Source organism: Mucilaginibacter gossypii, from assembly GCF_900100945.1.
Classification (GTDB): Bacteria; Bacteroidota; Bacteroidia; order Sphingobacteriales; family Sphingobacteriaceae; genus Mucilaginibacter; species Mucilaginibacter gossypii.
This window is the reverse complement of sequence record NZ_FNCG01000006.1, coordinates 239,980-254,149: the sequence shown is the minus strand read 5'-3', so window position 1 is coordinate 254,149 and position 14,170 is coordinate 239,980. Positions and strand designations below refer to the sequence as shown.

Annotated in this window: 7 protein-coding genes; all 7 read left to right on the top strand. The window is 42.5% G+C overall.

Annotation, left to right across the window (positions count from 1 at the left end):
• The first annotated feature begins 305 nt into the window (after positions 1–305).
• The 7 genes from BLS28_RS14230 to BLS28_RS14200 all read left to right on the top strand — a co-directional run bounded on the left by BLS28_RS14230 (position 306) and on the right by BLS28_RS14200 (position 13,897).
• Positions 306–1,619: a DUF3472 domain-containing protein gene (locus BLS28_RS14230; RefSeq protein ID WP_176844463.1), complete on the top strand. Its 1,314-nt coding sequence runs from the start codon at positions 306–308 to the stop codon at positions 1,617–1,619.
• A 24-nt stretch (positions 1,620–1,643) separates the two neighbouring features.
• Entirely contained in the window at positions 1,644–2,993 is a 1,350-nt protein-coding gene (locus BLS28_RS14225; RefSeq protein ID WP_091168170.1) for a Gfo/Idh/MocA family protein, read from the top strand.
• Positions 2,994–3,580: 587 nt separating this feature from the next.
• On the top strand, positions 3,581–6,646 hold the full coding sequence (locus BLS28_RS14220) for a SusC/RagA family TonB-linked outer membrane protein (RefSeq protein ID WP_091168166.1): 3,066 nt from the start codon (positions 3,581–3,583) through the stop codon (positions 6,644–6,646).
• 41 nt (positions 6,647–6,687) lie between these two features.
• The gene (locus BLS28_RS14215) at positions 6,688–8,208 is read left to right on the top strand and encodes a RagB/SusD family nutrient uptake outer membrane protein (RefSeq protein WP_091168163.1); all 1,521 of its coding nucleotides are present in this window, start codon (positions 6,688–6,690) and stop codon (positions 8,206–8,208) included.
• Positions 8,209–8,278: 70 nt separating this feature from the next.
• Positions 8,279–9,697, top strand: coding sequence for an aryl-sulfate sulfotransferase (locus tag BLS28_RS14210; RefSeq protein WP_091168160.1), 1,419 nt, complete (start codon positions 8,279–8,281; stop codon positions 9,695–9,697).
• A gap of 10 nt (positions 9,698–9,707) precedes the next feature.
• The gene (locus tag BLS28_RS14205) at positions 9,708–10,724 is read left to right on the top strand and encodes a c-type cytochrome (protein ID WP_218134414.1); all 1,017 of its coding nucleotides are present in this window, start codon (positions 9,708–9,710) and stop codon (positions 10,722–10,724) included.
• 188 nt (positions 10,725–10,912) lie between these two features.
• Positions 10,913–13,897 carry a glycoside hydrolase domain-containing protein gene (locus BLS28_RS14200; protein ID WP_091168156.1) on the top strand — a complete coding sequence of 995 codons (2,985 nt, stop codon included), beginning with the start codon at positions 10,913–10,915 and terminating at the stop codon, positions 13,895–13,897.
• Positions 13,898–14,170: the final 273 nt, after the last annotated feature.

Sequence of the window (14,170 nt, the reverse complement as noted above, 5' to 3'; positions counted from 1 at the left end):
TTGGCAGGTAAGTATAGTGGAGATTTGAACATTAGCGGAGGCATACAGTACCCTTTAATTTTATTTAGAGAGCCCCGCTTATCTGCAACAAAGAAATAATCGCTTAGCAGGCATATTTACCTTCAATTTTAGAAGCCGAAGTCGTTACCCCATAATGTTTGATAAATATTTGTTTTTCAATTAATGCCAGTTAAGGGATAATTATGCCCATTTTTCAAACGTTTGCGTTGAAATTGAAACATTTATTTTTTCTTAAAGCCACTAATGCGAGTACATTTATGAAACGATACTTGTGTTATAACCCAATGATGAAGAAAACCGCTATAATTTGTCTTTCAATATTGTTTATTTTCATAGGAAATAGAGCTGCCATTGCGCAGACGGTACATATTGATGCTTCAAAGCTGCGTCACGTTATCCCGTTTGGCGGTAATGCCTGGGTAAACGCGCCGGATACCATAACCGATGAAGGGTTGATTGGCCTGAGAAGCATAAAATCAACCTGTAATATTTATTTCAGGGTTAGTGTTGCACAGTACCTTGAGCTTGCGCTGGTGGTACGGGCGCCGCAGGGGAACAGTACGCTGCTGTTATCGGTAGGAAAAAATGCGATCGTCAAAAAAATAAGCAATACCAGGTTTGATACTGTCAGTTTTGGGAAGGTTCACATCAGTCGGCCGGGTTATGTAAAGATCAGTTTAAAAGGCATCAGTAAAACCGGGACTGTTTATGCAGATGTATCTGACCTTGTAGTTACTTTGCAAAAGCCGGATAATGATATTTCATATGTTGCAAAAGGCAGCTCATATCATTTTGGCAGAAGGGGGCCTTCTGTACATTTACGCTATCCTGTTGCGGCCGATAAGGAGAATAAAGTAAAATGGTTTTATAATGAGATCATAGTACCCAAAGGACAGGATGTGATCGGCTCCTATTTTATGGCCGATGGTTTTGGCGAGGGATACTTTGGTATGCAGGTAAATTCGGCAACCGAACGCCGTGTGCTATTTTCTGTGTGGAGTCCTTTTAATACCGAGGATCCGAAAAGTATTCCCGATAGTATGCGTATTAAACTGGTAAAAAGCGGCAGTAATGTACACATCGGCGAATTTGGCAACGAAGGCTCGGGCGGACAAAGCTATATGCGCTTCCCCTGGAAAGCCGGGCAAGCTTACGCTTTTTTGCTTAGCGCCGAGCCTGATAATGCCAGGCATACAACCACTTATACTGCGTACTTTAAAGATGTAGCTGCAGATAAATGGTTTCTGATAGCCAGCTTTACCCGCCCGCAAAAGGCTACTTACTTAACGCATTTGTATTCGTTTGTTGAGAATTTTGAACCTGACAACGGCGATAAGATCCGCAAAGCGTATTTTACCAACCAGTGGATAGGGGATAGCGATAATAACTGGCTGGAACTTACACATGCCATATATACTGGTGATGCTACAGCCAATGCTAATTATCGTAAAGATTATGCCGGAGGAAAAGAAGGTGATAAGTTCTTTCTGCAAAACGGAGGTTTCTTTGATAATTATATCCAGCTCAAAACCCCTTATGATCGTAAACCAACAGGAAAGAAGCCTGTAATTGACTTTGAAAAATTACCCAATAAATAAGCCCCAAAAACCTCAATATTATATATGGAAAGAAGACAATTTTTGAAAACCAGCGCAATTGCAGCGGCAGGTTTTAGCATTTTACCGTCAGGAAGGCTGTTTGCATCGGCACCTGCAAAAGTCCGTTTAGGTTACATAGGCGTAGGTGCCCGTGGCATGAGCCATATTGCCGAAGGTTTGCTTCGCGATGATGTGGAGATCGTAGCTATTTGCGATACGCAGGAAAGCTCGCTGAAAATTTGCCGCGAATACATCGCCAAAAAAGGCCATGCACCCGTAAAGGAATACACTGGCGGACTGGATGCCTACAAAAAATTGCTTGATCATAAAGATATCGATGCGGTAATTATTGCTACCCCATGGCAATTTCACCACCCACAGGCTATTGACGCTATGAAAGCCGGAAAGTATGTTGGTTGTGAGGTAATTGCCGGTCTTACGGTTGAAGATCACTGGGATATCGTTAACACTTCAGAAAAAACAGGTATCCCGTACATGACGCTCGAAAACGTTTGCTATCGTCGTGATGTGATGGCTGCCTTAAATATGGTGCGCCAGGACCTGTTTGGCGAAATCATCCATTTGGAAGGCGGATATCAGCATAATTTAAGAGGTGTATTGTTCAATAACGGTAAGCAATATTATGGCGGAGGCGTTGAGTATGGCCCCAAAGCCCTTAGCGAAGCTCAATGGCGTACGCAGTTTAATATCGATGTGGATGGTGATATTTACCCAACCCACGGCGCCGGTCCATGTATGCATTATGCTAATATTAATGCAGGTAACCGCTTTACCAACCTGGTATCGTTCAGCACCAAGGCAAAGGGTTTAGCTGCCTATGTAGAAGAATTATCGCCCGGTCACCCGAATGCTAAGATCCATTACAAAAACGGCGATGTTACCACTACGATGATCAATTGTGCCAATGGTGAAACGGTGTTACTGAGCCATGATACGCACCTGCCACGCCCTTATTCATTAGGTTTCAGGGTGCAGGGCACTAAAGGTTTATGGATGGATGTAAACAAAAGCGTTTATATTGATCATAAATCAAAAGAAGATGATTCATGGGATCCGGCAAAGGAATGGTTTGATAAATATGACCATCCGCTTTGGAAAAAATACGAAAAGTTTGCCGAGGGTGCCGGCCACGGTGGTATGGACTGGTTTGTGTTTAATGCTTTCGTAGAGTCGGTTAAGCAAAAACGCCAAACTCCTATAGATGTTTATGATTCTGTTACCATGAGTGTAATTACGCCCTTGTCAACAAAATCATTGAAAGAAGGTAACGCAAGCGTGGCATTTCCTGATTTTACCAAAGGTAAATGGAAAGAGCGGAAGAATACCTTCGCGCTTGATGATAGCGGCTTTTAATTACCGTTTATATTTTTTGCATGTTTTATGTTTAGCCCGGCCCAAAAGCCGGGCTTTACTTTTTTTAAAGTAGTATAGCTACCCCTGCTACAGGTAAGCAGTGGCTTTTAGTGTAACCCTATGCTTTGTTTATGCTATTGATTTTTAGGTTTTTAAGTTTAAATAATAAAAATCTGTTAACCCTGTTAACCCCCTTTGCCGTCTAAGTTAACGCCTATAGCTGGAGCTGGGTGGCGGCTGATACCACAGTGGGGTTGTGTTTGTAGATCTTATTCCAATCCACTCATAATCAAATTATTCAAGCTTAGTCCTCAAATACGCAGAATCCATAAAATTGGCGCCTGAATCATCCCGGTTGCGATCTGCTCAATACCACAAAAACCTTCAAGAATCAATTTTTATCACCGCAAAATACTTTGAGTCAAACGTTTGCGTAGGTCCGATTTTGCCCAAAACAAACGTTTGCGCTGTGTTTGGAGGGGCGAATTTTTGCTTTCAAAATCCGCTATCTCTAATTTCCAATGTTCAAAAACAGAGCTAAATCACATTAAAAAGCTAACAATTAATTAATACTAACACCACCACGTATGATTAAAATTTACTCAAACCCCGATCGGGGCTTCAGCAAACACATTTATTTAGGAAGGCAGATCAATGGCCTTTTTAAATTGATATGCTGTTGCCTGCTACTATTATTGCCAGTACTTGCCAACGCGCAAACAACAATCAGCGGTAGCGTAAAAGATAAAGACGGCCCGGTAATTGGCGCTACCGTTATTCAAAAAGGCGTCAAAAATACTACCACAACTGATGTCAATGGTAAGTTTAAAATTACATTAAAGGGCAGTTCAACAGTGTTGGTTGTTTCTTATGTAGGGTATAAACCACAGGAAGTATCAATTAGCGGTTCCTCAGACATTACTATCACTTTACAGGAGGACCTTAATAAACTGAACGAAGTAGTGGTAGTAGGTTACGGTACAGTTAAAAAAGGAAATATAACAGGATCGGTTAGTTCAATAAAAAGTGATGACCTTACACTTGGTGGTACAACTACTAATATCGGGCAGGCCATTCAGGGTAAAGCTGCCGGTGTTCAGGTGCAACAAACCAGTTTTGCACCGGGCTCAGGGATTAATATCACTGTAAGGGGTGGTAACTCTATCAATACTTCTACCTCTCCTTTATATGTAGTTGACGGTTTTATCAGCGATAATGGCAACCAGGTTAACCCTAACGACGTCGAAGATATCCAGGTATTAAAGGATGCCTCTGCAACAGCTATTTATGGAGCAAGGGGAGGTAACGGCGTTGTTTTGATCACCACCAAAAAAGGAAAAAACGGCAAGGTTTCTTTAGATGCGGATATATCAGGAGGTACACAATATCTAAGGTATAAGCCGGACCTGTTAACCGGGCAGCAGTACACCGATATCCAAAACGCTACAGCTATTGAAGATGGTAAGCCACAACCATACCCGTCAAGTTTCCAGGTGGCCAACACCAATTGGTTAAAGCTTGCAACCCGCAACGCAACAGTTCAAAATCAAAGCATCAGTTTAAGTTCAGGTGATCAGAATTCAAAGATATATGTTGCTGGTAATCATATTAAACAGGTTGGTGTGTTGCAGCATACCGGTTTTGAAAGATATACTGCAAGGATAGGTGCTGAGAAAACAATGAATGAAAACCTGAAGATCAGCGCTAATTTTTATGGTGCCAGCTCAAGTTCGACATTGCAATCGTACTCTGGAGACATAACTGCGCCATTATTTAGTTTATTGACAGCACCACCTAATGTAAAGCCTTATAATGCTGATGGTACTTATAATTACTACGTTACCCAGGGCACAAAGACCAACGCTTTGGCCGGCCTTTTGGAACCAACAAACAACAGTGGCAATAAATTGATAAATGCCAATATTGGGTTAGATTATAAAATTATTAACGGCTTAACTTATCATCTTACGGCCGGTACCGAATACACTCAAACTACAGCAGGCCAGTACCTGCCTACTACTACCATCGCAGGTGCTAAGCAGGGCGGTGTTGCCAGTGAGCAAACATCATCGGCTTTCAGATGGATAGTTGAAAATTACTTTACCTATAAGTTCAACATCGCTAAGGATCATGACTTCACTGTTTTATTAGGTACATCAAATCAAAAAGATGTTACCGAAGGACTAAGTGCCGGTGCTAAAGGCTTCTCAACCGATGCGTTCTTGTACTACAACCTTGGTGCCGGATCATTGGTAAATGGTTATGGCAGCAGTAAGGCAGAGGCTATGTTAACCTCGTATTTTACAAGGTTTAATTATGCATATAGGGATAAATTATTAGCCTCGTTCTCTTATCGTGACGATCGTTCGTCAAACTTCGGCTCAAACAAGCGTTCAGGTTTTTTCCCCGCAGGTGCAGTAGCTTATAAACTTACCGATGATGATTTTATAAAAGATCTGAATACCTTCTCAAACTTAAAAGCACGTGTTAGTTACGGTGTTACTGGTAATGACCGTATCCCTGCGAGTTTATATCTTTCAACATTTGGACCTTACGGTGTAGTACTGAATGAAACCGGTAATCTTCAAACAGGGATAGAACCAAAAACATTGGCTAATCCTAACCTAAAATGGGAAAGCACCAGGCAGTTTGATGTTGGTTTGGATATGGGTTTCGCCAATGGCCGTATTAATGCAAGTATCGACTATTACAGTAAAAAAACAACCGACCTGTTAATTCAGATCCCCATAGGTCAGCAATGGGGGTTCAGTAATCAGTATGTAAACGGTGGCGCAATCCAAAACCGTGGTATCGAGCTTTCGGTAAATACCAACAATGTGCGTGGTAAAGATTTGTCGTGGAACAGCACGGTTACTTTTGCCTACAATAAGCAAAAGGCATTGGATTTAGGTCCGGGAGTAACCGTGATCAGTACCAACACTGCAAACCCAAGCGGTACTGTTTCGGGGCAGGAATTTACAAGGGTTGTACCTGGCATTGAATTAGGTGAGTTGTATGGGTATGTTTACGAAGGGGTAGTGAAAACCGGTGAAAAATATGCACCTCAGCCAAACTCAAAAGCAGGCGATCCTAAATATAAAGACGTTAATGGCGATGGTGTAATTACCCCGGCCGACCGCACCTACCTGGGCAACTCTAACCCGCATTACATGGCCGGTTTTGGTAACGATTTTCATTATAAAGGCATCGATCTGGGTATATTTTTTCAGGGCGCATTTGACTATTACCTGTATAACATGAACGCCATGGTATTAGAGTCAACCACAGGTGCTGCTGCATTGAACAGGTTTGTAGTCGGCAAAAACGAAAATACCCCAATCCCGCGCGAAGGTTATTATCTAAGTACTTATGGTAGCTACGTAAACTCACGTTTTGTTGAAAATGCATCTTATGTACGTTTAAAGTCGCTTACGCTGGCTTATAATTTCCCTGCATCGTTGTTTCAGCACCTAAAAATTTTACAGGGAATAAGGGTTTATGCAGAAGCGCAAAACTTATGGACAATTACGGGCTATAAAGGTACCGACCCGGAAGTTAACGTACATTCTGGTGCTACCGGCGGCGGCTTAGACTTTAACTCGTTCCCGGCATTCAGAACCATAACATTCGGTATTAAAGCATCTATCCATTAATGAAATTATCCATTTAGGGGATCAACAAAATTTTAGTCAAAATGAAAAAATATAATATTCTACTCTTAGCAGCCGCGGTAGTTACACAGTTTTCGTGTAATAAAACCAATCTCGAGCCTAAAATATACAGCAGCTTAACAAGTCAAAATGCATTTTTAACCAAATCAGATGCTATTGCAGCCGTGAACGCGGTTTATGCCCGCTTAAAAGGTCCGGCGGTTGGTGACAATTTTGATTATTGGACGGTAAGGCACTTCGCCCTTACCGACTTAACCACCGATGTGGGCCACTGCAGCTACGCCGGCGACCCGGGACAATTATCACTGGTACAATGGAACTCGGCCAACGGTTTGATAGCTGAAGATTATAGGCAGATCTATAAATTGGTGGCCAACGCAAACAACGCTATCTATAATATTTCAGCGATGAAAAGTATCACAGATGCTCAGAAAAATCAGTTTTTGGCTGAGATGAAATTCTTACGTGCTATAGCTTACTCCGATCTTACAGATGCCTGGGGCCCGGTGATCCTGAATACGGAAAAGGATGTAGCCAATCCCGATTACAAAGCTCAAACCGCGCCAAGCTCTGTTGCGGATGTTGACGCGTTAATGATCAGCGATCTGCAAAATGCGGTCAATGTATTGCCTAAAGATTACACTAAAAGTGATATCTACACAACTAACGATGTTGGCCGGGCCACCAAAGGTGCGGCGATGTTCCTGCTGGCTAAGGTTTATCTGCGTGAGCACCAATGGCAAAAAGCGGCCGACCTTACAAAACAGGTAATGGATTTGGGTATTTACCAGTTATATCCAACTTATGAGGGTTTGTTTAAAGAATCAAACACCTGGTGTGCTGAAAATATCTTCTCGGTATTAAGCGATGCTAACGTTAATGGCACCGAATTATTGAACCACTTTGGTCCGTTGAGCCATCCGGTTTTAACCGACAGGTGGCAGTACTACGCTGTAACCTGGGATTTTTACAACAGCTATGGCGATGAAGACGATCGTAAAAAAATGTTCTTTACCCAATACCAGGGCGTTGATGGTTTAACTCATAAACAAGCTCCTTCATTAGGTGCGACAGCGCCGGATGGTGTATTGTATATGCCGGACGTTGCAACCATGAAATATGCAGATCCTAATGGTGCCAACACCTACTACGATGGCCATAGTGTTGATGTTTTGCGTTACGCCGATGTATTGTTAAGCCGCGCCGAAGCTTTAAACGAATTGAATGGTCCAACCGCAGAGGCTGTTTCATTAGTAAACCAGGTTAAAGGCCGCTCACATGCCAAATTATTGGTGCAGGCTAATTTGACCCAGGCAACTTTCCGCGATGCATTGTTACAGGAACGTGGCTGGGAACTATATTACGAAGGCAAAAGAAGGGCCGATTTGAAACGCTTTGGAAAATATGATGTGATCGTGAACGCTTATCTGAAACGTATTGGCCAAACCAACACTGTTCAATTGCCGCGCGATGAATATTTCCCATATCCGCTTAACCAGGTTAATATTAACCCTAAGCTGAATAATGCGGGCAGACAACAATAAGCACACAATTCAAATATTAGTAAAGAGTATACAGCCTTCAATGGGTTGTATATTCTTTATTATTTAACCGATGTTACAAATTTTAGTGATGAAAGATTGGTTTAAGGTTTTAGCGGGAGGTTTGTTGGTTTCGATCATCTGCGGTTGTTCGGGCGGAAACTTGGTAAAAGAAATTCACATAAGCCTGTATAATAACAATGAGCTAAAAATTAAGCTTAATGTTATGACCAGCAAGCCTGTTGATCTGTATGCCGAGTATTGGATAGAAGGCAAGCAGCCGGTTAAATACCGGTCGACTACTACCAGTAACGGCACATCATATAAGCTTGTACTTTGCAATATTTTGCCCGACACTACTTACTCATACCATATTGTAACTGTTGACGGTGGGGATACGGTTGTCGGTAAACCTCATACCTTCAAATCGCACCAGCTACCGTTGTTTTTACAGGAACAGTTCAACGCAAAAATTGCCGCGAAAGCTACTTTGCCTTCGCAGTTTAATGATGGATTGATGCTTATCAATAAACGTTATGCACCAGGGGTGGCGTTTTTGGTTGATGCAAAAGGGCAAATCAGGTGGTACCACATGATTGACAGGTTGGGTTTTAAGGTGATCAATTTTACAAAGGATAAAACCCTGCTCTCTATTTTAGGCCGAAATGACGAACCTACCAGTTACGGCAGCGAGATACTGGAGGTCAATATGCTTGGCGATACGCTACTACACCTCACCAAAGGGCAAGGCGATTTCAAGCAAACCATTCATCACGAAATCCTGAAGAATGATAAAGGGCAACTGGTTACCATTTTCGTTGATAACAGAATTATCGACCTTACATCAGTTGGAGGGAGCAAACAGGATACGGTTAATGGCGATGGTATTATGGTGATGGATAAAACCGGCAAACAGCTTTATAAATGGAGTGTGTTTGATGTAATGGATCCGCTGAAAGATCCTAAAATCCTGAAAACCAAAAAAGACTGGATGCATGCCAACAGTCTCAGCTATGATACAGACGGCAATTACCTGATGTCGTTCTACAACAACGGGCAGATCTGGAAAATTAACTCGCGCGATGGTAAGGTTATCTACAAGTTTGGTAAAGGCGGTACCATAGCCATGCCTGCCGATTGCAACTTTACCCAGGCCCACGCAGCTCATGTCAATAAACAGGGCAACTTGATGTTTTTTGATAACGGGGTAGAGAAACACCAGTCAGGCGTGTATGCAATGAAAATTGATGAGAAAAATCAAACTTCGACCATTGCCATGCACATTAAACTACCTAAAGAAATTTTTAACGGACGTATGGGCAGTGCCTATATGATCAATGATACAACCACATTGGTATGTTGCTCCAAAAGGCACATTGTGGTGCTGGCAAATAATAAAGGTGTGCTGCAATGGACGATGGAAACATCGGTGCCAACTTACCGTGCAGGTTTTATAAAATACGAACAGCTTGATCCATATTTAAAACCATAGATCATTAAAAATGAAAAAGAAATATCAATATATAGCTTTGCTGATGTTGTTAGTCGCTTTGGCGAGTGTTGCCCAGTTAGTGTCATGTAGCGGGAGCAAAGCCGAAGAGGCAAATAAAGCTGATTCAGCGGCTGTGAATAACCTGGTTGCTGTGGATACCTCCAAAATGCCCGGCGGTAAATACGGCGATGCGGTGCGTTATGGCCGCGAACTAATGCTGCATACCGCATATTATATCGGCCCCGAAGGTATTAACGGACACTATACCGGCAATAAAATGAACTGTACCAACTGCCATCGCGATGCAGGCACCAGGCCGTATGCCTTTAACTTGATAAGATCGTTTCGTGATTATCCACAATACAGGGCAAGAGAGGGAAGGATTTTATCTTTGGCCGAACGCATCAACAATTGTGTAATGCGCCCTAACCTGGGTAAACCTTTACCTTTGGATGGAAAAGAAATGATCTCGATAATGGCTTACCTCAAGTTTTTGAGTGATTCGTCAAATGTGTCAAAAACTACTAAAGGTTTAAAAAATATGGAAGTTGAGCTCCCAAATGTAGCTGCATCATCAGACAGGGGGGAGGTTTTATATGCTCAAAATTGTGAGCGCTGCCATGCTAAAAATGGTGAAGGTAAAATGCGTTTTGATAAGGTAACCTATGAATATCCGCCGGTATGGGGATTGTTGGCATATCGTCCCGGTTCAAGTATGCACCGCGTGGTTAAATTAGCGCAATGGTTAAAGGGCAATATGCCTTATGATAAAACAGCCGAAGGTAAACCTTTCTTAACCGATGCTGAAGCGCTTGATATCGCTGCTTTTGTTAATGACGATAAAAAGCACAAACGTCCGCTGCCTAAAACCACAAAGGAGGTTGATTATCCGCATTACGAAGAAAAAGCGATTGATTATGATAAAGGGCCTTTTAAAGATCCTTTCTCAGAAGAACAGCATAAATACGGGCCGTACAAACCGATCATTGATTATTGGGAAGGGCAAGGGATTACTCCGGCTATTTGATCAGTAATAAATAACAAATGCGGTCGCTCGGCTCCAGCCGAGTGACCGCTATCTCCAGGCCTCTGGCCTGCTTGACACTGCGGCCGGAGGCCGTGAAATAGTTGCCACTCGGCGGAGCCGAGCGGCGGCGGTTTTAGGAATTATAATTTCTGAAACAACATTATAAAAAGACTGACTAAATTTATTTCATGAAAAAACAATTTTTAGCTATCACTTTCCTTTTATCGGGCTTTGCTGCTTCGGCACAAAAAGTACCTTATACCAATTGCGATAAATGCTGGCTGGCCGATTCATTAGGTAACCATCGTGTAGTGTTAACCTTTAATGGTACAGGTAAAGTGGCTAAAGCAGTAATTAATTGGAGACGCAGGGATAATGAGCCCGAAAACAAGCGGATCATTATTGAAGATGCTAAAACCAAGCAAAAAATAACTAATGTAAAAATCGGCGCAGTAAACCGTGAAAGCGGCGAACTGTATTTTGAGCCAACATCGGGTAAGGGCACTTACTTTGTGTATTACATGCCTTATAAAAATGAGGGACGCTCAAACTATCCTAAAGGTGTTTACCTTAAACCCGAAAATACAGCTTCGGCCGAGTGGCTTAGTGCCGTAAACGGTAAGCAGGCCCCGTTGGCCTCGGTGAAAGAATTTCAGTCGATAGATGCTTTTAACAGTTTTTACCCAATGGAGGTGATTGCTACCAACGCAGAAACTGAAGCATTGCTGAGCAAGCACAAATCCGAAGCATTTTTGGTTTTCCCTGAAGATAGGATGAACTCTATCCGCATGACCAAAGATTTGCCACAACGCTGGATTGAACTTGGTCCGCAAAATAAATATACAGGTGAAGCTGCCCGCGGCGAAAACTTTGCATTTCAACTGGGTATTTACGCCTTGAAGGATATCGAAAATGTACAGGTAACATTCAGTGACCTTAAATCAGTCACCGGTAAGGTTATTCCGGCTTCAGCATTGTTTTGCATTAATACCGGCGGTACCACTTATGATGCTAAGCCGCTTACCAAGGTTGTGAACGTGGCCAAAGGTGATATCCAGGCCTTATGGTGCGGGGTTGATGTACCTGCTGCCGTATTACCTTCGGTTTATACCGGTAAGGCTACTGTCAGCATTAACGGTAAGCCGGCAAAAACAATTGCTCTGTCGGTTAAAGTAAATAGCAAAATTTCAAAAGATGGCGGTGTAAGCGAGCCTTATAAAATGACCCGCCTGGGCTGGTTAAACTCAACCATGGCACAACAAAATACGGTCATTGCGCCGTATACACCACTTGAAATTAGCGGCAATACCATAAGCTTGTTAGGCCGCAAGGTGGAAGTGAATAAAGATGGTTTTCCAAAACAGATCCAGACTTATTTCACCCCGGAGATGACGGAGTACGCGGCAACACCCAATAACCTGCTTACCGAGGGTATTCACTTTCATTTTATCAACGCCGCCGGAAAAAAGATAAACCTGAAAAGCCAGGGCGTACAGTTCACCAAAAAAGAAGCAGGAACAGTTCAGTGGATTGCAATAAGCGCCAATGATAGTTTACAAATGGACGTAACGGCCTCGCTGGAGTTTGATGGCTTTATGGCTTACACCGTAAAAGTAAAAGCCCTGCAGGATGTTAGTCTGAAAGATGTTACCATGCACATCCCTTTTAAAAAGGATTTTGCAAAATATATGATGGGCCTGGGACAAAAAGGCGGCTATCGCCCCGAAAACTTTGAATGGAAATGGGATGTAGCCTATAAAAATCAGGATGGAGCCTGGATAGGCAATGTGAACGGCGGTTTGCAGTATTCGTTAAGGGATGAGAAATATGTTCGTCCGCTGAATACTAATTTCTATTTGCAAAAGCCTTTGTTGTTACCAACTTCATGGGGTAACGATAACAAAGGTGGTATTAAAGTGGCATTTGACGGTAAAGCGGTATTGGCCAATAATTACAGCGGCGAGCGCGACCTGAAAAAAGGTGATGAACTTTATTACAACTTCACGCTGCTGATAACGCCTTTCCATACCATCAATACCGATTTTCAGTGGGCTACAAGATTTTATCACTCATACAAACCTATTGATACTATAAAAAAAGCGGGAGCAACGCTTGTCAATATTCACCACGCAACGGCAATAAATCCAACTATTAACTACCCGTTTATTGCATGGCAAAAAATGAAGGCCTATGATGACTCGGCCCATGCGGCCGGGTTAAAGGTGAAGATCTATAACACTATCCGGGAGTTATCAAACCATGCTTATGAAACTTTCGCATTGCGTAGTTTGGGGCATGAAATTTATTCGCCGGGCAAGGGCGGCGGTTTCAGCTGGTTGCAGGAGCACGTGGGGGATGATTATATAGCAGCCTGGTTTGTGCCTGAGATTAAAGACGCAGCCATCATCAACAGCGGCATGAACCGTTGGCATAATTACTACGTGGAAGGCATGAACTGGTTAACCCAAAACGTCGGTATCGACGGTATTTACCTGGATGATGTGGCTTTTGACCGAGTTACGATGAAACGTATCAAACGTGTATTAACCAAAGATGGTCACCCGGGTATTATTGACTTGCACTCTGCTAACCAGTACAATAAAAGCGACGGTTTTAACAACAGTGCCAACCTGTACATGGAGCATTTCCCTTACCTGAACCGTTTATGGTTTGGTGAATATTTTGACTATGAAAAAAATGATCCTGATTTCTTCCTGACTGAAGTGAGTGGGATCCCGTTTGGTTTAATGGGCGAGATGCTGCAAGGCGGCGGTAATAAATGGCGTGGCATGGTTTACGGCATGACTAACCGTATGCCGTGGAGCGATGGTGCCGATCCGCGCCCGATCTGGAAAGCCTGGGATAATTTTGGAATGAAAGGCACAAAAATGATTGGTTATTGGGTTGATGATAACCCGGTGAAAACCGATAAAGCCAAAGTGATAGCAACTGTTTACAAAAAAGATGGTGCTGCCATGGTAGCAGTTGCCAGCTGGGAAGATGCTGATACCGATTTTCAATTAAATATCGATTGGAAAAATTTAGGCATTGACCCGGCCAAAGCAACTATCACTGCTCCTGAGATAAAAAGTTATCAGCCTGGCAAAACATTTGGCTTAAACGACAGGATTCCGGTTGAAAAAGGTAAAGGCTGGTTGTTGATTGTCAAATAGAACGGTTAATGCATAAAAATGGTTTATCACTACATGCTTTTGCATGGGTAGATCACTGATTTAAACCCGCCAGCCGGCTCTTGTGGTTTATTTATTACTGGTTTATTATGTTAGTTTGTAGTTGAGGTATGTACCAAGAGCATATATGCCGCCTGCGTTTTAATAAAAGCCGTAAACCCTTGAAACTGAACGGTAATTAGATTTTTGAAGCATTTGAGTAATAAAGTAGATTGAAATAAAATGAAAATGTTTTAATTGAATCGGTAAATTGTT